Consider the following 23,029-nt stretch of genomic DNA (forward strand, 5'->3'; position numbering starts at 1 on the left):
TCAACTATGATAATTCTCGCTCATTGCCGGTCATGGCGGCAAGAAATGATAGCGGTAACTCGCAGGGAGAAGCGCAGAATGCGATCGGTATGAGCCGGTCATCATCAAAATGATTCAAAACCGCTCACGCGCTGGCGCGGGCGACCAAGACAAAATTTCTTCATAGGGGGCTATGAAATGATCGGGAGATGGAAACATCGCCGGCGGGCGGCTGCGCTCGGCTTCGGCGTGGTATTCGCGGGTTCCACTTTTGGCACGGCGGCATTCGCACAAGACGCGCAGCGCACAGAAGTGGAAGAGGTGCTGGTGACAGGTTCGAGAATCGCGCGCGCGGGCATCGATACCTCGACGCCGGTGAGCGTCATCGGCGTGGAGGAGATAAAACTCTCCGGCGCGGCCAACGTCGAAAAGATCCTGAGCGACTCACCTCAATTCGTGGCCTCCACCAACGGTGGCGCCTCGGCGAACACGGTGCCGGGCGGCACCGCCGATGTGAACCTTCGCGGCTTCGGCGCATCCCGCAATCTGGTGCTGGTCAATGGACGACGTTTCGCAATCTACGGTCCGGAACAGGTCACCGACCTCAACACTATCCCCACTGCGCTGATCGAGCGCACCGAAGTTGTGACTGGCGGCTCCTCTGCCGTGTATGGCTCCGACGCCATCACCGGCGTCGTCAACTTCATCATGCGTGATGACTTCGAAGGCGTCGAAGCCACGGCGCAAACCAGTTACGACAGCCCGACGACCACGCCGACTTACAACATCGACCTCACTGTTGGCGGTAACTTCGCCGAGGGTCGCGGTAACGCAGTCGTGTCGGTGAACTATCTCAATCGCGGCTCCATCACTCGCGGCGAGCGTGGCGAATGGGCATTCGACTCTCTATCCGACGGCTGCGTGACACCGCAATCTGCCAGCCGCGATCGCGCGGGCGTGCCAGTGTCCGTGCCTTCCGGCTCATCGTGTCGCGCCGCTGGCGGCGTGCCCGGCCTGATTGCGGGCGGCAGTGGTGACATTCCTAACGGCCGCTTCACAGGCGTGCCGCTCGCCGGCTCGTCCACGTCGAATCCCGGCTTGAATGCTGCGCTGGCCGCTGCCGGCCTGACCGGCATGGGCTCGCGGGGTTTCACATTCAACGACGATGGCACAGCGGTTCGCCCTGCACTCACCCCGCAGGACGATTTCAATCTCGGCCCGGACAACTATCTGCAAGTGCCGCAAGAGCGCTGGATGGTGAACGCGTTCAGTCATTACGACTTCACCGACAAGGCGACCGGCTATCTGGAGTTCCACTTCAGTAACAACCGCGTCGACCAGCAGCTGGCACCGACCAACATCGGCGGTCCGTTCCTGGTGAACGTCAACAATCCTTATCTCGCGAACATCCCCGGGATGAACGAGGTGCTGCGCCAGCTGGATCTCGCCGAGACCGGCCCGACCACGGTGACTACGGGATCGAGCTCACGCGTCAACAACCCGAATGACGGCTTCGCGGTCCTGAACGTCGGCCGTCGACTGGTCGAAGTCGGATTGCGCGAGAACGTCTCCGATCGCAATGTCTGGCGCATGGCGCTGGGGATGCGGGGCGACATCGGCGATGTCTCGGAGAAATTCCTCCGCAACCTCGCCTACGATGTCTACTACACCTTCGCGCGCACCGAAGAAACGAGCCGTCAGTCGGGCAACGTTTCTCGCAGCCGCTTCCAGAGCGCCTTGCTGTCGAGCGGCGGCGCGGCGCCGGTGCTCAACATCTTCGGCCAGAACATCTCGGACGCCGCTGTGAACGCCATTGCCATTGGCGCAACCAACGTCACCGAGGCGGAGCTGCAGGTTGCGGCCGCAACGCTATCCGGCCAGGTGTTCGATCTGCCCGCCGGCCCGCTGGCCTTCGCGGTCGGTGCCGAGTGGCGTTATGCGTCGTCCAAGTTCACGCCGGATGAGTTCCTGCGCTCGGGCGACGTGGTGGGATTCAATCCTGGCCTGCCGACCGAAGGCGATGTGACCGCCAAGGAATTGTTTGGTGAGTTGCGCATTCCGCTGCTCGGCGGCCTGCCGTTCATCGACAGCCTCACCGCCAACAGCGCGTTCCGTATGTCCGATTACGATCTGGACGGAGTGGGTAAGGTCTGGACCTATCTCTATGGCCTCGACTGGCGTTTGAATGGAGACATCGCGTTCCGCGGTCAATTCCAGCGCGCCATTCGCGCCCCCAATGTAGCGGATCTCTATGGCGGCCTGCGTCAGAGCGTCGAGCCGGCAACCGATCCTTGCTCCGATAAACAACCCGCCTCCGGCCAAACCGACGCCGTGCGGCAGCTGTGTATCGCGAGCGGCGTTCCGGCTGCGTCGGTGTTCACGGCGGGCGTGCAGCCGAACACCATCATCCCGGCCCTGTTTGGCGGCAATCCCAACGTTGGCGAAGAAGAATCCGACACGCGCACCTTCGGTGTGGTGATCACCCCGCAAGCGTTGCCGAAGCTCGCCGTCACATTGGACTACTTCGACATTTCGCTGAAAGGCGCGATCGCCCAGCTCGGCGGTGGCCTGAACAACACGTTGAATCTATGCTTCAACGTCATCCAGAACATCAATAGCGAGTTCTGCCGGGCCATCAACCGCAATCCGGTGACGGGCGAGATCAGCGTGCCGTACTACGCCGAGATCCGACAGGCGAACACGGGCGGGCTGGCAACTTCCGGCTATGACCTGTCGGCGCGTTACGGCTTCGACTTCGGATTCGGCCTGTTCGGCAACGGCAGCACGCTGAACATCAGCACCGCGTGGACCAAGACGAATGAGCTCACGCTGACGCCGGTGCAGGCGTTTCCGAATGTGAAGAACCGCTGCGTCGCTTCTTACGGCACCACTTGCGGCGAGCCCATTCCCGAATATCAGGGCGTGACTCGCTTCACCTGGACGACCGGACCGCTGAGCCTGAGTCTGCGGCATCGATACATCGACGATGTCACCGTGGATCGTTATCTGCTGCCACAGCGCTCGGGCGCGACACCGCCGGCCTATGCCGATCTGGTGAATCCGCGGCTGGCCGCGCAGAACTATCTTGATTTGTCCTTCTCTTACGACTGGGGCAAGCAGGTGCAGTTCTTCGGCGGCGTGAACAACCTCGCCGACGACGATCCGCCGGTGGTCGGCAGCTCGCAGATTCGTGCCAACACGTGGCCTGCCACCTACGACTACAACGGTCGCACCATGTTCATTGGTATGACGGTCCGCACGTTATGATCGAGAGGTGGCGGCGTGACGGTCACCCCCATGCTGTCACGCCGCCACAGGGAATTTGAGAAAGCATGAAGTCGATTGCTCTTGCCTTAAGCTCGGCTTTGCTCATGGCCGCGACGCTCGTTGACCCCACGAGCGTCGCGGTTGCTGAGCCCCTGCCTTCCTATCGCAATCCCATTCTGCATTCGGACTACTCGGATCCGGATGTCATCCGCGTCGACGACAGCTACTACATGGTGGCGTCGACGTTTCATTTCTCACCGGGTGTGCCGGTGCTCAAATCCAAGGACCTGGTGCACTGGACGCTGATCGCACACGTGCTGCCGCGCCTGAGCTTCGATCCCAACTACGACCTGCCCGGCCCGGTGGAATTCGACGACACCACCGAGCGCATTCCTTTCAACACCGGGATGGGCCATCGCTACGCCGCCGGCGTGTGGGCACCGGCCATCCGTTTTCATGAGGGGCGCTTCTATGTGTACTTCGCAACGCCCACCGAAGGCGTGTTCATGGCTAGCGCTGCGCGAGCCGAAGGCCCGTGGAGCGCACCTGTCAAAGTCATCGACGAGCCCAATCTCGAAGATCCGTGCCCGCTGTGGGACGACGACGGCAACGCCTATCTGGTTCATTCGCGCGTCGGCGCGGGCCCACTGATCCTGCGCCGAATGACAGCCGACGGCACCAAGGTGCTCGACGCCGGCAAGGTAATCGTTGAAGACCCACAACGATTGCCCATTCTCGAAGGCCCGAAACTGCTCAAGCGCGACGGTTACTACTACATCTTCGCGCCCTATGGCGGCGTCGGCGAAGGGCCGCAGGCGGTGCTGCGCTCGAAGAACATCTATGGTCCTTACGATGTACGCACTGTGCTCTCGAAAGGCACCACTCACGTGCAAGCGCCTCATCAAGGCGGTTACGTCGAGACACCTTCGGGCGAAGGCTGGTTCCTGCATTTCAATAGCACGGGCGCGTACGGCCGTATCGTTCACATGCAGCCGGTGCGTTGGGAAGACGGCTGGCCGGTGATGGGCGAAGTGCTACCCGGCGCTGCAAATGGGCAACCTGTGCTGTCACATCGTGTGCCGGACGCCGGCGCCAAGGCTGAACCGGTACAGATTCAAACCTCCGATGAGTTCTCCGCGACCCAACTCAGCGTGCAATGGGAATGGAATCACAACCCTTCCGACGCGCATTGGAGCTTGAGCGAACGCCGCGGCCACTTGCGACTGAAGGCGCTGCCCGCCCCGAACTTCGTCAGTGCGAAAAACACGTTGACTCAAGTCCTGCACGGCCGCTCGTCGCAGATCACGACACGAATTCTGGTGAGCAAGATGCGCGATGGCCAGAAGGCCGGCCTCGCCATGTTCGGCAAGCGGCCGAGCTGGATCGGGCTGACGCAACGATCGGGCAAGCGTCATCTCACGTTCTCTTATGCGGGGACGGACTCGATCGGCGCTGTCATTGCAGCTGACTCGCTGCTGCTGCGAGTCAACGTCGACGATGAATTCGCCCGCTATTCGTACAGCACAGACGACGGCAAGACGTTCAAGCCGTTCGGCACTCGCGCGAAGCTGATGTTCAGCTGGTGGAAAGGCGCGCGACCGGCGCTGTTCACCTTCACCTCCGACCCCAAGGGAGGTGGCATCGCTGACTTCGATTGGGTCCGCGTCGAGGACACCGCCATCGATCGGCAAGGCCTGGTGACCCGGCACAATCCCACGCTGACCCGCATCGACCCGGCCTCGCCCTTCATGGTCGGGAATGGCAACCTCGCCTTCACTGCCGACATCACGGGGCTGCAAACCTTTCAGGAGCAATATTCGTCGCTGACGCCGCTCATGACTCAGGCGCAGTGGGGATGGCACCGCTTTGCGAATCCCAAGCAGTATAAATATGAGGACAGCCTCAAGACCGTCGACGTTCGCGGGCAGCCACAGCAGTACCCGTGGCTACGCGATTGGTCCGAGGCGCAGCGCCCGGAGATTCAGTGGCTGCGCGAGAATCCTCATCGATTCTCGCTCGGGCGCGTGTCTCTGCATCTGCTGTCGAAGGACGGCAAACCGGCGCAGTTCGCCGATCTGCAAGCGACCCGACAAACGCTCGACATGTGGAGCGGCACCTTGCGCAGTCACTTCGAGATCGAAGGCCAGCCCGTCGATATCGAGACGAGTGTGCATCCGCGGCTCGATCTGCTCCAAATCAGTATCAAGGCTCCGACGATCGAGCCGTGGCGGCTCGGGGTCGATCTGAAATTTCCAGGGGTCGCGGCTCAGCTCAACCCGAATCCGGCGGACTGGGAGCATCCCGAGCGTCACACGACGCAAGTGCTCGCCAAGACCGTGCGGCAGATTTCTTTGCAGCGGCGCCTCGACGACACCCGCTACTTCGTCACAGCCGCCAGCGATGCCGATGTGACATTCGATGCCATCGGTCCTCATTCGATTCGGATCCACCCCACGGCCGGGGATGGCGTGTTCAGCTTGAGCGTGCTGTTCTCCTCCGAGCAATATGAACAACCGCTGCCGTCAGCATCGTCAACACGGGACGCCGTAACGACGCACTGGGATTCGTACTGGAACAATGGCGGTGTTATAGATTTTTCCGGCAGCACGGATCCGCGCGCGCAGGAACTCGAGCGTCGCGTGGTGCTTTCTCAATATCTGATGGCGCTGAACGCCGCCGGAACGCTGCCGCCTCAGGAAGAAGGTTTGTTCTCCAACAGCTGGAACGGCAAGTTCCACTTGGAGATGCACCCCTGGCACGCCGCGCACTTCGCCCTGTGGGGCCGCACGGAGCTGCTCGAACGCAGTATGCCTTGGTATCAACAGCATCTGCCCGAAGCGAAGGCACGCGCAGCCGCTCATGGACTGAGCGGCGCGTGGTGGCCGAAGATGGTGGGGCCTGAAGGCCGCGAAAGCCCGAGCACCATCACGCCCTTCCTGATGTGGCAGCAACCGCATCCGATTTTTCTCGCGGAGCTGATTTATCGCGACCGCCCGAGCCCGGTTACGCTGGCGCAGTATCGCGATCTGGTGTTCGAGACTGCCGATCTGCTGGCTGCCTTCGCTCACTATGACCGGAAGACCGACCGATACGTGCTAGGCCCGCCGCTGATCCCGGCGCAGGAAGTCTTTCCGCCGCTGACCACATTCAATCCCACGTTCGAGCTGGAATATTTCCGCTTCGGCCTGGCAACTGCCCAGAGCTGGCGCGAACGACTGAAGCTGCCGCGCAAGCCTGAATGGGATCGGGTGCTGCAGAAACTATCGCCGCTGCCGCAACGGGACGATTTGTACCTGGCCGTCGAGTCGTTTCCCCAGCAATGGGAGCAGGCGCGTAGCCCAAAGTGCGCCAATGGCAACACGGCCGACGAATGTTGGAATCGCGACCATCCTTCGTTGCTGGGTGCGCTGGGCCTGTTGCCGGGGCTGAGTGTCGATCGGGAAACCATGCGTCGCACCTTGCGCGCCGTGGAATCTCATTGGGACTTGCGGCAAACGTGGGGATGGGACTTTCCGCTGCTGGCGATGACTGCAGCCCGCTTGCATGAGCCCGACAAGGCCGTCGACTTCCTGCTTTCGCGCTCCAGGAATTTCCAATTTGGCGTCAGCGGCATGACGCCACGCGTACATTTGAATGAGCATGCGGCGGATCTGATCCCCACAGCCACCAACGGCGCGAACAGCGATGCCGGTTATCGCCGGCTCGCCGAGACCTACTTTCCATCCAACGGCGGGTTGTTACTAGCGGTCGGGCTGATGGCTGCGGGCTGGGACGGCGATCTCACTTACCTGCCGGGCTTCCCAAAGGAAGGCTGGCGGGTGCGCGCGGAAGGTTTGCGACCGCTGCCTTGATATATGATGCCAGCATGCCCAGTCGACGAAAGCCGCAAGCGGACTTGCGACCCGTTCTCGCCTCCTCCGAGGCCGACACCAGTGCCGAGGGCCGCCGTCTGAGCGAGATAGCGTATCGAGCCATTCTCGAAGGGCTGTTCAATCGCAAAGTGCCCACCGGTGCGTTCCTGTCGCAGAGTGACCTGGTGCGCATGCTCGGGGTACCGGTGCAGCCGTTGCGCGATGCCTTGCGCATTCTCGAAGCCGAAGGCGTGTTGACTATTCATCCGCGGGCGGGCATCGAGTTCCTCAAGCCGGATCTGGAGCTGGCGCGCAGCACCTACCAGTTCCGCTCGATCATCGAGCGCTCGGCAGCACGAGCCTATGCGGAGAACGGCGACGCCGTTGATATCGCAAAGCTTGCCGAGGACCATCGGGCATTGATCGACCAGATCAGCGCGAAGGGGTTGCTGCCGGAGCACCTGGCGCCGCTACAATCACTCGAAGATCGCCTGCATGGCGAAATGGTCGCGAGCCTGCGCAATCCGCTGATCGAAACGGCGTCGCGGCGGCTGAAGAATTATCTGGTTCTGATCCAGCTGGATCGGCGCATCACCGCGCCGCTGGCGCTGCGCGCGCTTCGCGAGCACATGGAAATTCTCGAAGCGTGTCACAAGCGCGATGCCGATCAGGCGGAAGCCGCGCTGAGCCGTCATTTCCAGGCGGCGTTACAGCGGATTCTCGGCATGGTTTGAATGCCGGCCGAGCACGGTGCGCTCGGGCGACAGGCGAATCACCAGATCGGCGCGCCCCGGCATCTCGATCAATATGTGACGCGTGAGCCGCTCATAGTGCTGGATGAAGCGCACCAGCGCCGCATCATCCATCACGCCCGACTTGTTCCCCGATTGCGCGCGCAGCTCGTTCTCCTGCTGAGTGCGCCACTTCAAGACGACATCGAACGACGGCGCCGCGAGCAGCACCAGCAGGTCGATCTTCCCGAACAGGCGCTGATATTCGCCGCCGAGCGCATCGTTCACATAGCGGCGCCAGCGGCCATCGACATCTTCATTCGCTTCGAGCTGGTTCACCGGCTGATCCAGCGGGCCGAGCGTTTGCGGCCGCGCGCCCACGCACCAGCCTTCGAAGAACACGAGTTGCGCCGGTCCTTCGATCGAATCCCACTGCGCCTTGGGCCGACGATCGTCGATCGACTTGTCGAAACGAGGCAACGGGACCTGTCCGCCATGCGCGAGAGCATTCAACGTGTGTACGCCCAACTTCGTGTCATGCGTACCCGGTACGCCGCGCGTACGAAGCAGCGGATGGACGTGCCTCGCCAGCGTCACCCGCTCCGCGAGTGGCAAGTACAAATCATCGAGGGAGAGATTCGCGACTTTGAGACCCGCTTCGGTGAAGCGGGCCGTCAGCGTCTTGCAGACGGTGCTCTTGCCGCTGCCCTGACTGCCACATACGCCGACCACGAGCGGGTGCCGCGATCGTGGCGGCAGCCTCGCCTGGATTGCGTGTTGGATGATGTCAGCGGCGGATTGCGATTCAGGCGACACGGTTGGGTGGCGTTCGGCCGGCGAAAAAGCTGTCCAGATTGTCGGCCATTTGCATGCCCATGGCAGTACGCGCTTCCAGCGTCGCGCTGCCGAGATGTGGCAATAGTACTGCGTTATCCAGCTCCCGCAGCGCCGGCGATACCGCCGGCTCGCGCTCATACACATCCAGACCGGCCGCCGCGATCTGCCGTTGCGCGAGGGCATTGGCCAATGCTTCCTCATCGACCACACTGCCACGCGCCGTGTTGATCAGGATCGCAGTCGATTTCATTCGAGCCAACGTGTTCGCATTGATCAAGTGATGCGTGGCCGCGCCGCCCGGACAATGCAACGACACCACATCGGACGCCGCGAGCAGACCTTCCAGCGTCTCATGATGCTCGGCGCCGAGCGCCCTTTCCTCTTCGGCACTGGCCCGGCTGCGCGAGTGATAGGCGATGCGCATGCCCAGTGCCGCGCGAGCACGACGCGCAGCTTCCTTAGCGATGCGGCCGAAGCCGATCAGGCCCAAAGTCTTGCCTTTCACATTCATGCCGAGCAGTTGGGTCGGCGCCCAACCGGTCCACCTGCCGGCACGCACCAGGCGCTCGCCCTCGCCCGCTCGACGACTGGTCATCAGGATCAGAAGAATGGTCAGCTCGGCGGTCGCATCGGTCAGCGCATCGGGCGTGTTGGTGACAATCAGGTTCGCTTGTCTGGCCGCTTCCAGATCGATGTGCTCGAAGCCCGCGCCGAAGTTGGCGATGATCCGCGTCTTCAGCCCGGAGTTGAGCAACAGCGCGGCATCCAACTTGTCGGTGATGGTCGGGGACAGCGCGTCGAAGCTGCGCAGCGCCATCAACAAGGCTTCCCGCCCGAGCGCACGATCGTCGGGATTGACGGTCACTTCATAACTGGCGCGCAGGCGTTCCAGCACCGACGCGGGCAAGCGGCGCGTAATCAACAAACTCGGACGTGACATGCGGACCTTCCTTGCTAAACCAGAATCGAGCGATCGATTTCGCCGACATTGCACACGCTGGTCAGCGCCATCGCCACTCGCATTTCCTTGGCGAAAATGTCCAGCAACTGACTGACACCGGCCCCGCCGTTCGCCGCGAGCGCGAATACCCAGGCTCGGCCCAACATTACACCTTCGGCGCCCAACGCCATCAGGCGCACCACATCGAGGCCGGACCTCACACCGGAATCCGCGAGAATCGTCACTTTGCCTTTCACTGCGTCGGCAATCGCCGGCAACGCGCGCGCGGATGAGAGCACACCGTCGAGCTGACGGCCGCCATGATTCGAAACGACAATGCCGTCGGCGCCGATCTGCGCCGCAGAGATCGCGTCTTCAGGATCGAGAATGCCTTTGAGGATGAGCGGTCCGTCCCAGGCCTGGCGCAACCAATCCAGATCGGCCCAACGAATCGTCGGGTCGAAGTTGGCGCCGAGCCAGCCCATGTAATCGCCCAGGCCGCTCTTCGCCCCCAGCACGGATTTGAGATTGCCCAGCGAATGCGGCCGGCCATGCAGACCCACGTCCCAGGACCAGCTCGGCTTGCCCATGGCCTGCAACACCCGCCGCAGCGGCGCGTTGCGCCCGGACATGCCCGAGTGAGCATCGCGATAACGAGCACCAGGCACCGCCATGTCGACAGTGAACACCAGCGCCTGCGCACCAACCGCCTTCGCACGGGACAACATCTCGCGCATGAAACCGCGGTCCTTGATTACATACAGCTGATACCAGATCGGCGCCGGACAATGCTTCGCGACTTCTTCGATCGAACAGATGGAGACCGTGGAAAGAGTGAATGGCACACCCGCATTGCACGCGGCCAGCGCCGCTTGCGTTTCACCCCGCCGGGCAGTCATCCCTGAGATGCCGATCGGACCGAGCACCACGGGCATGGACAGCTTGCGGCCGAACAGCGTCGTGCTCAGATCGACATTGGAAACGTCGCGCAACACGCGTTGCCGTAGTGCGATCTCGGTCAGATCGCTGACGTTCTTGTGCATGGTGCGCTCGTCATAAGCGCCACCATCGATGTAATCGAACAGAAACCGAGGCAGACGCCGCTTTGCGGCCCGGTGAAAATCTTTGAAGGACGCAAGCGTCATGCGGTCACCGGCTGATAGTCGTACATCAAAGGGCCCGTCCTCCCGCTCCGTTGCGCCCTTCACGGGCAAGAATTCCGGAATTGTACGGGCCTTCGACCACGACACGAATCCCTTCGCGCGCCTGGCTCAAACCGGCATCGGGCCCTGACGGCCCGATGCTCACTTCGTATATCAGGCCTTGAGCATAATATATCAGGCGCTCAGGATCCGGCTGGGACTTAGCGGGGATACTCGAGGCTGGGATACCAGTCGGGCCTGCGGCCTTCCGGGGTCATATCGAGCACGGTCCACAGCGGCATGAGATCGGGTGCGCCGCGCGGATCCTGACCGGGATCGGCCGTGTCGAAGCCCATCTCGCCCGCCCAGAAGTGACGAATGACACCATCGCGCCTGGTGAACACATTGACCGCAGCGGTATCGGCGAACTCTGGCGTATTGGCGCCATAGTCGGCGCTGTACTCGCGACTCGTATCTGAATACAGCTTGAGATTGCGCCAGCCGCGCTCATTCTTGAATGCGACCAGGCGCTCGATCGGCGACTGACCGATGATTGCGAGTGCGACATTCTGCTCGATGTCCTGCGCCTCGCCATCCCATGCGCTGAGCAATGACGTGCACATCGGGCACGGCCGGGCGCGCTCCGGTCCATACATATAACTGTAAACCACCACCGTCTGCTTATCGCCGAACAGGTCGGCGAAGGTCACCGGACCGCGCTCGCTCTGAAACTGATATTTCTTCTTTACCTCGCCGCCCGGCGGCAGTGCGCGACGCATCTCCGCCACTCGTTCGATGTGCCGGCGCAGCTCGATCTCCTCGGCAAGCAGGGCATTGCGCGCCCGACGGTATTCGGCGCTCTCGTTCGGAATGTCGATCTTGTTCCTTGCCGCCAGCTCCGCCGCCGGGATCAAGGGCTGAGTCGAAGTCTTCGTCTGGGCCATAGGGATCTCCTTGGAACGCCACCATGATGCTCCAAGGACGGACCGCAGTCCGCAGCGCCGACAGCGCCGGTCAATAAATATTCCGCACGGTCAGTCGTGCGTCTGACCCCACAGCGGCGTCGCGAGCATGGAGCGGCGCTGGCAGAACTGCTCGAACCAGCGTGTCAGGCGCGCCCGGGGCCTGAATGTCGGCAGTTCGCGAAATTCGAGCCAGCTCAAGGCCGTGGCCAGCGCGACCTGACCGATGTCGAGGGCCCCTTCGGGATCGAACTCGCGCTCCAGCCAGTCATAGCTGGCCAGCAATTTCTCCACATAACCATCGCGCAACGCGGGATAACGCAGCTCCTTCGGCCGGCGCTGGGTTTCCCAACGGATCGCGATACCGGCATCGGCCAACCCCTGCGCCACTGCCTGGACTTGCAGCGCACGCCAGCGTGCCTCGCCTTCGGTCGGAATCAGCTTGCGGCCGCTATGGAGCGTGTCGAGGTAGGCGCAAATCACGTCCGAATCAAACAATGCAGGCAGCCCCGGCCGCAGCAGCACGGGCACTTTTCCGAGGGGATTGGCCGTGAACACTGCTTCATTCCGTCGCAGCGGGCTGGTTTCGTGATGAATGACTTCGATCTGCTCAGCCAGCCCGGCCTCGTGCGCGAACACCAGCGCCTTGCGGGCATAAGGAGAATGGGTCTGATACAGCAACTTCATGAGCGGGTTCACCCCAGTTGTGACGTGGGCTACGATGGTAGAAGCGCAGCCGCGCGCAGCGGCCGCGATTCCAACAGGCTCATTGCAGTTTTTCCGCACCGACATGGATCTGGATCGTTTCGACCGCCAGCTGCTCAGCCTGGTCCAGGCGGACTCCGCACAAACTGCCGAGCAATTGGCGGAGCACGTCGGACTGTCGCCTTCTGCCATTCAGCGACGGCTGAAACGGATGCGCGAGCAAGGCGTCATCGCTCGCGACGTTGCGATCGTCGATCCGCGCGCCGTCGGGCGGCCGACCTTCTTTGTCGTGTCTTTGGAGATCGAACGCGAGCGCCCGGAACTATTGGCGCAGCTGCGTGAATGGCTGGCGCAGCGCGCCGAAGTTCAGCAAGCCTTTTATGTCACGGGCGAGACCGACTTCGTCATCATCGTCACGGCGCGCGACACCGAAGCCTTCGACGCCATGATGTCGCAGCTGGTCCAGGAGAATCCGAACGTGCGGCGCTTCACCACTAATGTCGTGCTCAACCTCCTCAAGCAAGGGCTGACGATTCCCGTGCCGCTGGACGACGAATAGCGGTTCTACCGCACGCACACCGGCGCAATTGCGGCCGATCGCCGCGCAACGCGCTCATACTCACCGCATGCAAGATCTGAAAAAACTCTGGGCACTGCTCTGGCCAGACGCCCAGCCCACGCCGTTGCTCGAATTGCCGCCGCTCACACAGCTGGCTGGCATTGGCCGGGTGTTCGTCAAAGTAGAGAGCGAGCGGCCGCTGGGCAGCTTCAAAGCACTCGGCGGAATGATTGCCGGCATCCGTGCGTTGGCGGCGGCCAGCGGAATCGCCGACCCAAGCGATTTGTTCACTGGCAAGACTGCACGAAAACTGCCTCGACTGATCTGCGCCAGCGAAGGCAACCACGGCCTGGCCGTCGCAGCCGCTGCAGACAAAGCAGGCACCCAAGCTATCGTCTTCCTGCCCAGAGAAGTCAGCCCCAGTCGGGCCAGTCGCATCGAAGCGTTCGATGCCGAGATCGTCCGAATCAACGGCACCTATGATGATGCCGTCGCGGCCGCTGCAACCGCCGCCGCACGCGGCGACGGATTGCTGATTGCCGATACCGCCAGCGATCCGGACTCGCCGGTGGTCAATGACGTCATGGCGGGTTACGGCATGTTGGCGGACGAGCTGATCGATCAATTTCGTGAGCGGCCGCTCGAACGACCGACACATCTGTTCGTGCAAGCCGGCGTCGGCGGTCTCGCCGCTGCGATGGTACAGGGCCTGCAATCACTGCTGCGCCCGCCGCAGCAGTATCTAATCGTCGAGCCGGATGCCGCGCCTTGCGTCGCGCGAGCACTTCAGGTCGGCGAACCTACGCTCATCGAAGGCGATCTGCACACGTCTGCCTCGATGCTCGCCTGCGGCATGGTGTCCGCTCCGGCGCTGAGAATTCTGCAGCGGCACTCGGTTGCTTCGGTGCTGGTTTCAGATGTTCAGCTGCACGTCGCCGCGGCGGAGTTACGAAGCGCCGGTGGACCCGCAACCACCGAATCCGGTGCGACCGGCCTCGCAGGGTTGCTACAAGTGGCCGCGCGGCACGACCTGCGATCGTTACATCAACTCGACAACGACAGCATCGTCCTCCTGATCGCCACCGAGCGCGCCTGAAATACCGGCTTGACATGCAACCTTAGGGTTGCATAATGATCCCATGGATCTGGACGCTGCGTTTCGCGCATTGGCGGACAGCAGCCGGCGCGCGCTGCTCGATCGTCTGCACGAGCAGAACGGCCAGACATTGGCGCAGCTGTGCGAAGGCCTGGATATGAGCCGCCAAGCCGTGACCAAGCATCTGGTGATTCTGGAACAGGCCAATCTCGTCGTCGTGCAATGGCAGGGACGCGAGAAGCTGCACTACCTCAATCCCGTGCCCATTCACGAGATCGCCGAGCGCTGGATCCGCAAGTACGAGCGCGGCCGCCTGCGCGCGCTCGCCGATCTGAAGAAACGCCTGGAAGGAGACGACGATGAGTAGCAAGTTCGTCTATGTCACCTATATCCGCACCACGGCCGAGCAATTGTGGGATGCGCTCACGCAGCCGCAGTTCACTCGTCAGTACTGGGCCGAGACCTGGCAGGACTGCGACTGGACCGAAGGTGCGTCGTGGCAGCTGATGATTCCCGACGGACGCGTCGGCGACAGCGGCAAAGTGCTCGAGATCGACCGCCCGCGCAAGCTCGTGCTCCATTGGCACAATCAATTCGTGCCGGAGATGAAAGCCGAAGGGCCGACGCGCTTGACCTATGAGCTGGAACAGAACGGCGACGAAGTAAAACTCACCGTCATTCACGAAAGCGACGTATCGGACTCCAAGACCATCGACGCCGTCTCGAATGGCTGGCCCGGCCTGCTCGCCAGTGTGAAAAGTCTGCTCGAAACCGGCCGCCCGCTCGACAGCACGACCCGCTGGCCCGAGGGCCACTGAGCCCGAGGAACTTTGGGTTCCACTGCTCTCTTGTTCGGACTCATCGCCGCCGTTTCGAGAGAGCATCATGAGCCCCCCGAAAGAATTTCCCAAGCCGCCGTTTCCCAAACAACAACAGTCCCTGCCCGGCTCGAGCAAAGCCATGCAGCCCGAGCCGGATTATGGCGAGGACAGCTACCGGGGTGCGAATCGTCTGACGGACAAGAAGGCGCTGATTACCGGCGCCGATTCCGGCATTGGCCGTGCCGTCGCGCTCGCATTTGCGCGCGAAGGCGCCGACGTGGTCGTGAGTTATCTCAGCGAACACGAAGATGCGAAAGAGACGCAGCGATTGATCGAGTCCGCGGGTCGCAAGTGCGTGCTGGTACCAGGCGACATCGCGCAAGCCGAACATTGCCGCGCACTGGTGAAGAAGGCCGTCGAAGCGTTCGGACGCATCGATATTCTGGTCAACAACGCCGCGCATCAGATGACTTTCGACTCGTTGGAAAAGATTCCCGACGAGGAATGGGACAAGACCATCGCGACCAACCTCTCGGCGATGTTCTACATCACCAAGGCCGCCATGCCGCACATGCAGGCGGGCGCCAGCATCATCAACACGGCCTCGATCAATGCCGATGTTCCGAATCCGACCCTGCTCGCGTATGCGACCACCAAAGGCGCGATTCAGAACTTCAGCGCAGGACTCGCGCAGCTGCTCGCCGAGAAAGGCATTCGAGCGAACAGTGTCGCGCCCGGCCCGGTCTGGACGCCATTGATCCCGGCGTCGATGGCCGCGGACAAAGTGCAGAACTTTGGATCCCAAGTGCCGATGAAACGACCCGCGCAACCGTGCGAGCTGGCGCCGGTCTATGTGATGCTCGCCAGTGACGAGAGCAGCTACGTATCGGGCGCGACCGTTGCAGTCACGGGTGGCAAGCCACTTCTCTAAATGAGAAATGCGCTGCCTTCGCGCCGGTCGCGGCGGAGTTCATGCTCCGACCGCGGCCAGCACCGCAAGCCTCGTCACGAAGCCATGTTCACGACGACTTTGATGCAGTCGTCTTCCTTGTTGCGGAACATCTCGAACGCGTCCGGCACCTCATCGATGCTGACGCGGTGACTGATGATCATGGTCGGGTCGACCTCACCGTTCTCGATGCGAGCCAGTAGCGGCTTCATATAGCGCTGCACATGAGTCTGGCCGGACTTGATGGTCAGTGCCCTGTTTACGATCGCGCCGAGCGGAATCTTGTCGGCCAGGCCTCCGTACACGCCAGGCACCGAGATCGTGCCACCGTTGCGACAGGCCTGAATACACTCTCGCAGCACGCCAGGCCGCTCGGTTTCCATACGCAGCGCCTGCTTCACTTTGTCATAAGTCCCCTGTACGCCATGCATGTGCGCTTCCATGCCGACTGCATCGATGCATGCGTCGGGCCCGCGGCCGCCGGTCCATTCCTTCAACGTATCCAGCGTATCCATCTCCTCGTAATTGATGGTCTCCGCGCCGGCGCGATGCGCGAGATTCAGGCGCTCGGGAAAGCGATCGATCGCGATCACTCGAGACGCGCCCAACAGCTTGGCGCTCATGATCGCGAACAGGCCGACTGGACCGCAGCCCCACACGGCCACCGTATCGCCTTGCTTGATGTCGCAATTCTCCGCGGCCATGTAGCCGGTGGGCAGGATGTCGCCGAGAAACAGGACTTGCTCGTCGCTGATGGTGTTCGGGATTTTGAGCGGGCCCACGTCCGCGAATGGGACGCGCACATATTCGGCCTGCCCACCTGCATAGCCGCCCAGCAAATGCGAGTAACCGAAGATGCCGCACGGTGAATGGCCCCAGAACTTCTCCGCCAACCGCGCATTCGGATTGGAGTTCTCGCACAGCGAATACATTTCCTGCTCGCAAAAGAAACAATTGCCGCAGGAAATCGGAAACGGCACCACGACCCGATCGCCGGGCGCCAGATTGGTCACCCCGGGGCCGGTCTCCACCACTTCGCCCATGAACTCGTGGCCGAGAATGTCGCCTCTCATCATGCCGGGCACGTAACCATCGTACAGATGAAGGTCCGAGCCGCAGATCGCCGCTTTGCGCACTTTGATCACGGCGTCGCGAGGATTGATCAGGCGAGCGTCAGGCACTTCCTCGATGCCGACCTTGTGCACTCCTTGCCAACACACGGCTCTCATGACTCCACCTTGCCGAATGCACGGCCGATCATGCTGCGTCTGCCGGCGGGCTGGCCTCGGGTCGTCGCGATCTCGCCGGTCTCGATCAATTGTTTCAGACGTCGCAGGTCCGCGCTCATCATGGCTTCCGGCGCCATCGAGACCAGCTCCGCAGCCTTCACTGCCGCGCTACCGCCGGGCATGCCGTAATAAACCTCGACGCGGATCTGTGTCTGTGTCCCGTCGCCATCGGGCGCGGGCTCGAAGCGCACGCTGCCGACATGGTTTACTTCCGAGTCGGCGACGGTGCGCCAGGACAGCAGGCGACCGGGCTGATCCTCGACGATCTCCGATTGCCAGCGCAGCTGCATGCCGCCGGGCATGCGCGCCGACCATTCCGATCTGTGCTGATCGAGCTCCGTGACCGATTCCAGATAGGACATGAAGCGCGGCAGGTTCTCCAGCTTGCGCCAGAATTGATACACCTCTTGCGGGGGACTGTTGATCATCAGGCTGACGTGAACGGGCACGTCCTGCCCGGCCTCAGCCATCGACGATTGCAGATCCACTTTGCTCGCATACAGATCCAGCGCAGTAACGCCGGCTACCGCCGTCGCTGTCGCGGCCACTCGCGTAGGATTTGCATCCGGTGAACGCAGCGATGCGCCCAGCAATGCCAGATCCATCACATCGCCGACAACGCGCGACATCGCAAACGTTGCGGGAGCGCGGCCCGACAGCAATCCCACGCCGCTGACCACTTCACGCACGCCACACATTCGTAACACGGTGCTTTGCTCGCCGACGCCGATCACGCGTCCGAGGGTTTTGGGCGCAAGAATTTCCGCCATTCCCAGCCCGACACTGAACCAGCCTAGAGGGCGATCGAGCGGGGGTTGTTGAGTCAAGGACACAGCCATGGTCTTACCTCACTAACCCTGAATTGGACGTTGCGAACCGCCGTCGGAGCTCGAAGCTCCCTTGCCGTTGGAGCGACGCTCCAACGAAGAGGCGACGGCCTCACGCAGGTTCTCGTATTCGCGCTGGCCCACTTCTTTGGCGCGCGCCACCGTGCGATCGTGCACGGGCCCGACCCACTTGTTCTCGTACTCCGTCATGGGAAGCGCAGCACCGATGATTGCACCGACGGCGAGCGCCAGAGCACCGAGCGCGAGCGGCTGCTCCTGAACCAGACCTGCGAAGTTCGAACCCGCACGGCGAGCGCGCCCCCGCACGTCCTGCAGCGGCTCCGATAACGTATCGGCCACCCTGTTCGTGACGCGACGCGCCCTGCGCCGAGCCTTGTGAGCCGCATTGCTTACACGGCCATGCGCCGACGTGTCCCATGCATCCTCATCGCGGGACCAGTCTGGCTCGCGATTCATGTAACCGTATTCCGACCGCGACCTCGTCACCGACGTCGCCAGCCAGATCAGGCCGGCTGCGGTGAGAATCGTTGGCACGGGATTCCGCCGCACCGTATCCGTCGCCTCGCGCAAGAACTCCGAGCCGGTGTCCCGAATGAATTCCATGGAGCGATCGAGCAACTCTCCGGAAGAAAACTTGCGCTGGATCTGGTCGAGCGTGTCATCCAGATTGGCGCGAATCCGCTCGCCCTGTCGTTCGAGATCCGCCGCGCTGCGCCTGTCAGTTCTAGCGTTCATCATGTCCTCCGCGCGACCACGGTCGCATCTTTATGCAGGGATTCTTGAGTGCGATCGAACTGCTCGCGCAGATGCGACCACTTACGCGTGCCTGCTTTCAGCAGGATGAAGCCGGCGATCAACAGCACGATGCTGACGATCAACGCCGCGAGCCATGGGCGCATGACCTCGGAGAGCGCCAGCACGATCGTTGCGACCAGAGTCAGTGCCCCCGCAAGCGACACGCCAAAGGCAATCGCGAAGGGGACGATGCTCAGTTTTACATCGCGCAACGCCGTGCGAGCTTCGGCTTTGGCCAGCGCAATCTCATTTCTCGCCAGCGCCAGAGCATCATCCATCAATCGGCTCAGCAGCCCTGCTACCGAGGCATCCGTGGGACCGCCGCCGGATATGGGAGAAGAAGCCATGACTCATGACCCTCGCTACGGAGCCCCATAGGTATCCGATGAGGCCGACCCACGATAGAACGAGGGATTTTGTTGCCGGTCAGCCTCGCTCCACGCCTGCGCTTCGAATTCCACCCGCTCGTCGTACTCTTCATAGGGCACGTCCAGGTCCTCGCCGGAGGCCTTCATGAAGCGCGCAATCACGACGCCGACCGCGGCGCTGCCGAGTAGAAACATTCCGGGGTGCCGGACCGCCATCTGACGCACCTGGCGATACAGGTCGCCGATGCTGTCCTCGCGCAAATGAGTCGCGAGTCCTCCGACCCTGTCAGCGAGGCTCGCTGCAAAGTTTGCGAGCGTCGGCTGCGATTCATCGAGGTGCGCACCGGCCTTGTCGATGGCGTCCGCAATATCCGCGATCTGGTCCGCGGCGGCGCGTTTGCCGCTTTCCATTCTTTGCTTGCCGTCCTCTCGCAAGCGCTGTTTCAAGTTGGCAGCACGCTCACGCGCTCCTGAAGTGCTTGTGCTGTCGGTGGATTCGGTCATGGCGGCACTCTCCGGTTGAAATCTCATCAACGGTGCCGAATTTCAATCGCGCGGCCACAAGAAGGTTCCGCCGCGCTCACCGGCACCGAAGCAAACAACAGTGCACGCCATCCGCTGACAGCGTAAATCGCGGCATCTGTCGAGCGGATTGCCCGCCGTACGCATGCGCCAATGGCACGCTATGCACCATTCGCACTGACGGTCACAGGCCTCAGACGGGCGCGCGCGACCATCCGTCGCTCCGCACTACCTCGTAGCCGATTTGTGATTTCCGAGGTTCGCGCGCGCCGGCGGGACGCATTGCGACCGGAATGAAGCCGCTGAACGAGCGCAAGCGACGCATGAAACACCCGCCAAACATCTGTTTTGGCGCACGCCGCGACATTCCTTTTGCATTTTTACCGGCTCAACGCTCAATTCCAGTCGATATGAACCGGTTTAGATGCTTGCCCTACAGGGAATATTTCGGTAAGCAGGCGCACCCACGGATACGTTTGTCGGCAAATATACAAATGCGTGGTGTTTATTTGGTACGATAGCGGCCATCGACGTTCCAAACATGGCCATATCGAACATTTCCATCACATCCCATGACGAAAGTGCTGTGAGCCAGCGCCCGCTAGCTCATACTCCAAGCCCCTCGTCCAGCTGTGACTTTGTATTTTTTTTCTGAAGTTTCATAAGCGGCCGCCGATGTCAAGCCGATGCTGAATGCATCGACTCGATCAATCAGACGAGTTCACGACCGCGGAACTCGTCGCGGCGGCTGCGGATTCAAGCGGCGTTACCCAGAGGACTAACCATGGCAACTAAAGCAAAACGATCCAAGACTCCTGCTAAGAAGAAGAGCTCCAAGGCAGCAACTTCCCGCGTTCGTTGGACGAGTCAGAATGACCGCGAAATGAAGGCCCTGATCAAGGAACAGACCCCGGCCCGCGCCATCGCGACCAAGCTGAAGCGCACCGAGGCGGCCGTCCGCCAGCGCATCCACAAGCTCGGCCTGTCGCTGCGCTCGTCGAAGAAGAAGGCTAAGGCCAAGGCCCGCCGCTAATCCGGATCCGGGTTGAAACATTCGGGGTGTGGCTGCGGGCAGGATGCCCGGCCGCACCTGCCGATGTTTCCTCAGGCTGCCAGCGCAGGCTTGCCTCGCTGGCCGCCTAATGATTACAAGCTCTTAATATTTCTCCGCGCACATTCACCGCCCGCCGCGACCAGCGCCGCCGGTTTGACCGCCCCCGCCTGGCCCGCCTATAGTCGCGGCCCATGATCCGAATCAGCAAACGCAACCAGCAACAAGCGCGCTTCATTGCGGCGGTTGCGCATGCGTGCGTTCGGACATCTGCGGGTCGCCACTAGACCCAAAGCCCCCACCCCACCATCCGCAACCCCGCCATCGGCGGGGCTTCGTCGAGCTTCGCCGGCCACCTAAGCAGGAGCCTGACCATGAAGCATTTCATCAGTGACGAAGCTATCGAGCGCATTGCACTCGGTGTGCTCGACCGGACTTTGCCCAAATCGGAATGGACGCACGCCGCCCACTTCGCCGCAGCGCTCTGGGTGTTGCGACGGCCCGGCATGAACGCCGAGCGCGACATGCCCAGGTTGATTCGCGCTTACAACCTGGCGACGGGCGTGGCGAATACCGATTCGAGTGGATATCACGAGACCATCACGCTGGCCTCGCTGCGGGCCGCACGCGACTGGCTGGCAAAGAGCCCGGAAAAGGCGCTGCACGAAGCGCTCGACGAGTTGCTCGCGAGCCGCTATGGGCGCTCCGACTGGCTGCTGGAATACTGGTCGAAACCCATGCTGTTCTCAGTGATGGCGCGGCGCGCGTGGATCGATCCGGATCGCAAGGCGCTGCCGTTCTAAGCGTTGCGGGTTTCCAGCTCGAGCACGCGGACGAACATTGGCCTCAGCACCAGAATGCTGAGCGAGCCCGCGAGCGCGACCAGCACATGGAGCATCCAGAACATCACGGGGCCAAGCGGCTCGTAGAAGCGCGCCAACCAGCCGCTCGCGATGCCACCGACGAACAGACCCAAATAATAAGAGCCGACCATCATGGCGTTCACGGCAGGCGGCGCCGCACGCGACACCAGCGCGAGTGCAATCGGCGCCACATAGAGATAGGAGGCGGCACAGATGAAATGGAACAGAATGGGCCAGCCCACCGGCACCTGCTCGCGGCCCGCCAGCCATTGTCCAGCGCTCAACAACAGACAGGCGATGGCGAAGAATCCACAGCCGAGCGCGATCTTCGCCAGATCGCCGGGCTCGGCGCCCCGCTGCGCCTGGCGACGCCACACGAACATGACCAGCGGCGCGAACAACAGCACAGTCAAGGAATCCAAGGCCTGGAACCAGGTCACCGGCAACGTCCAGCCAAACGCCAGCGAGCGATCGACCTGGTCGCGCAGCCACACCGGATAGGTGTTCCACACCTGCGTCTGCACCGTCCAGAACAGTGCAGTAATCGCCAGCAACACCAATATCACAATGACTTTGCGCAAGTCGCCGGACTGCATGCGCGGGCGCTCGCGAAGCTTCGCGTCACGCGGTCCCTCGGCGGGCAGATATTTCGCACCGGAAAGATAGATGACGATGCCAATCAACATGCCGATGCCGGCGGCGCCAAATCCATAGTGCCAGCCATAGAACTCACCCAATGTGCCGCATACCAACGGTGCGATGAATGCGCCCACGTTGATAGCAGTGCAGTAGGCGGTATAGGCGCTGTCGCGGCGACGATCGTCCTTGGCATATAGCGCGCCGACCTGCGCGGCAAGATTTCCTTTGAGCAAACCGGAGCCGACGATCAATGCGGCCAGCGCCGGCACGAACGCCGCTTCGAACGCCATCAAGAAGTGTCCGACCGCCATGGCCGCGGCACCGAGCAACACCGCCCGTCGCCTGCCCATGACGTGGTCGCCGAGCAGGCCCCCAAAAATGGGCACGAAATAAACCAGACCGATATACAGCCCGAAGATCTGCGCCGCGAGCGCTTGCGTGGACAACGTGCCGAACACCGCCTCGATGGCGGCGCGCGCAGCGGCGAAGCCGGCCACCTGCTCGACCACTCCGGGATGCAGCAGATAACCCGACATGTACAGCACCAGCAGTGCCTGCATGCCGTAAAAGGAAAATCGCTCCCAGGCCTCGGTAAAGGCGATGTACGCCAGGCCGCGCGGATGACCGAAGAATTCGGCGGTGGCGGCCGGGGTTGCGACGGGCGCTGAGGCCTCGGCGATGGTATTCAACGGCACCCCTTCGCGGTGAAACGGATCCGGAGCGTGCGTCCAGAATTTAACGATGTTGTCAGCGTCGCCCGCCCGGTTAGCAGTGCCAAAGCCAGCCCGCTTGGTGCCGTTTTCGCACCGCTCATG

Annotated in this window: 21 protein-coding genes; 10 read left to right on the plus strand and 11 right to left on the minus strand. The window is 62.1% G+C overall.

All coding sequences use genetic code 11. The features are described from left to right. The first annotated feature begins 177 nt into the window (after positions 1-177). The 3 genes from D0550_RS01840 to D0550_RS01850 all read left to right on the plus strand — a co-directional run bounded on the left by D0550_RS01840 (position 178) and on the right by D0550_RS01850 (position 7,831). Positions 178-3,246, plus strand: a complete 3,069-nt coding sequence (locus tag D0550_RS01840) for a TonB-dependent receptor domain-containing protein (protein ID WP_116807392.1) — start codon at positions 178-180, stop codon at positions 3,244-3,246. Between the two features lie 104 nt (positions 3,247-3,350). Then, positions 3,351-7,097: a glycoside hydrolase family 43 protein gene (locus D0550_RS35390; RefSeq protein WP_206606042.1), complete on the plus strand. Its 3,747-nt coding sequence runs from the start codon at positions 3,351-3,353 to the stop codon at positions 7,095-7,097. A gap of 14 nt (positions 7,098-7,111) precedes the next feature. Next, complete coding sequence (locus D0550_RS01850) at positions 7,112-7,831, plus strand: GntR family transcriptional regulator (protein WP_116807489.1); 720 nt, start codon at positions 7,112-7,114, stop codon at positions 7,829-7,831. On the opposite strand, the gene D0550_RS01855 is transcribed toward D0550_RS01850, so the two are convergent. The 5 genes from D0550_RS01855 to D0550_RS01875 all read right to left on the minus strand — a co-directional run bounded on the left by D0550_RS01855 (position 7,805) and on the right by D0550_RS01875 (position 12,396). Continuing rightward, positions 7,805-8,614, minus strand: a complete 810-nt coding sequence (locus tag D0550_RS01855) for a kinase (protein WP_161965594.1) — start codon at positions 8,612-8,614, stop codon at positions 7,805-7,807. The genes D0550_RS01850 and D0550_RS01855 overlap by 27 nt on opposite strands. A gap of 19 nt (positions 8,615-8,633) precedes the next feature. Continuing rightward, a complete protein-coding gene (locus D0550_RS01860) occupies positions 8,634-9,605 on the minus strand; it encodes a 2-hydroxyacid dehydrogenase (RefSeq protein WP_116807394.1) in 972 nt (323 codons plus the stop codon). Between the two features lie 14 nt (positions 9,606-9,619). Beyond that, complete coding sequence (lldD, locus tag D0550_RS01865; protein WP_116807395.1) at positions 9,620-10,750, minus strand: FMN-dependent L-lactate dehydrogenase LldD; 1,131 nt, start codon at positions 10,748-10,750, stop codon at positions 9,620-9,622. 218 nt (positions 10,751-10,968) lie between these two features. Further along, on the minus strand, positions 10,969-11,691 hold the full coding sequence (locus D0550_RS01870) for a DUF899 family protein (protein WP_116807396.1): 723 nt from the start codon (positions 11,689-11,691) through the stop codon (positions 10,969-10,971). 90 nt (positions 11,692-11,781) lie between these two features. Beyond that, positions 11,782-12,396, minus strand: coding sequence for a glutathione S-transferase (locus tag D0550_RS01875; protein ID WP_116807397.1), 615 nt, complete (start codon positions 12,394-12,396; stop codon positions 11,782-11,784). Here D0550_RS01875 and D0550_RS01880 point away from each other — a divergent pair. From D0550_RS01880 to D0550_RS01900, 5 genes are all read left to right on the plus strand, one after another. Continuing rightward, on the plus strand, positions 12,395-12,973 hold the full coding sequence (locus D0550_RS01880; RefSeq protein ID WP_206606044.1) for an Lrp/AsnC family transcriptional regulator: 579 nt from the start codon (positions 12,395-12,397) through the stop codon (positions 12,971-12,973). The genes D0550_RS01875 and D0550_RS01880 overlap by 2 nt on opposite strands. Positions 12,974-13,040: 67 nt before the next feature. Continuing rightward, on the plus strand, positions 13,041-14,069 hold the full coding sequence (locus D0550_RS01885; protein WP_116807398.1) for a pyridoxal-phosphate dependent enzyme: 1,029 nt from the start codon (positions 13,041-13,043) through the stop codon (positions 14,067-14,069). Between the two features lie 43 nt (positions 14,070-14,112). Then, on the plus strand, positions 14,113-14,436 hold the full coding sequence (locus D0550_RS01890) for an ArsR/SmtB family transcription factor (protein WP_116807399.1): 324 nt from the start codon (positions 14,113-14,115) through the stop codon (positions 14,434-14,436). After that, positions 14,429-14,887: an SRPBCC family protein gene (locus D0550_RS01895; protein ID WP_116807400.1), complete on the plus strand. Its 459-nt coding sequence runs from the start codon at positions 14,429-14,431 to the stop codon at positions 14,885-14,887. Before D0550_RS01890 ends, D0550_RS01895 begins: the two co-directional genes overlap by 8 nt. Before the next feature lie 67 nt (positions 14,888-14,954). Next, entirely contained in the window at positions 14,955-15,821 is an 867-nt protein-coding gene (locus tag D0550_RS01900; protein ID WP_116807401.1) for a glucose 1-dehydrogenase, read from the plus strand. A 74-nt stretch (positions 15,822-15,895) separates the two neighbouring features. Here D0550_RS01900 and D0550_RS01905 read toward each other — a convergent pair whose 3' ends face one another. From D0550_RS01905 to D0550_RS01925, 5 genes are read right to left on the minus strand one after another with little or no spacing between them, the layout of a single operon-like run. Continuing rightward, entirely contained in the window at positions 15,896-17,068 is a 1,173-nt protein-coding gene (locus D0550_RS01905; protein ID WP_116807402.1) for a zinc-dependent alcohol dehydrogenase, read from the minus strand. Further along, positions 17,065-17,967 carry an SRPBCC family protein gene (locus tag D0550_RS01910; protein WP_116807403.1) on the minus strand — a complete coding sequence of 301 codons (903 nt, stop codon included), beginning with the start codon at positions 17,965-17,967 and terminating at the stop codon, positions 17,065-17,067. The genes D0550_RS01905 and D0550_RS01910 overlap by 4 nt, the downstream gene beginning before the upstream one ends. Positions 17,968-17,979: 12 nt before the next feature. Further along, complete coding sequence (locus D0550_RS01915) at positions 17,980-18,711, minus strand: DUF3618 domain-containing protein (protein ID WP_161965582.1); 732 nt, start codon at positions 18,709-18,711, stop codon at positions 17,980-17,982. Further along, a complete protein-coding gene (locus D0550_RS01920) occupies positions 18,711-19,118 on the minus strand; it encodes a phage holin family protein (protein WP_116807405.1) in 408 nt (135 codons plus the stop codon). The genes D0550_RS01915 and D0550_RS01920 overlap by 1 nt, the downstream gene beginning before the upstream one ends. Positions 19,119-19,133: 15 nt before the next feature. Beyond that, positions 19,134-19,643, minus strand: a complete 510-nt coding sequence (locus D0550_RS01925) for a hypothetical protein (RefSeq protein ID WP_153067000.1) — start codon at positions 19,641-19,643, stop codon at positions 19,134-19,136. 901 nt (positions 19,644-20,544) lie between these two features. Between D0550_RS01925 and D0550_RS34805 the strand changes: the two genes are divergently transcribed. Together D0550_RS34805 and D0550_RS01930 are read left to right on the plus strand one after the other, a co-directional pair. Further along, positions 20,545-20,694: a hypothetical protein gene (locus D0550_RS34805; protein ID WP_161965583.1), complete on the plus strand. Its 150-nt coding sequence runs from the start codon at positions 20,545-20,547 to the stop codon at positions 20,692-20,694. A gap of 392 nt (positions 20,695-21,086) precedes the next feature. Then, complete coding sequence (locus tag D0550_RS01930; RefSeq protein WP_174842464.1) at positions 21,087-21,515, plus strand: hypothetical protein; 429 nt, start codon at positions 21,087-21,089, stop codon at positions 21,513-21,515. On the opposite strand, the gene D0550_RS01935 is transcribed toward D0550_RS01930, so the two are convergent. After that, positions 21,512-22,903 carry a peptide MFS transporter gene (locus tag D0550_RS01935; protein WP_170134663.1) on the minus strand — a complete coding sequence of 464 codons (1,392 nt, stop codon included), beginning with the start codon at positions 22,901-22,903 and terminating at the stop codon, positions 21,512-21,514. The two genes, D0550_RS01930 and D0550_RS01935, sit on opposite strands and share 4 nt — an antisense overlap. Positions 22,904-23,029 lie beyond the last annotated feature (126 nt).

This window comes from Steroidobacter cummioxidans, assembly GCF_003104955.1.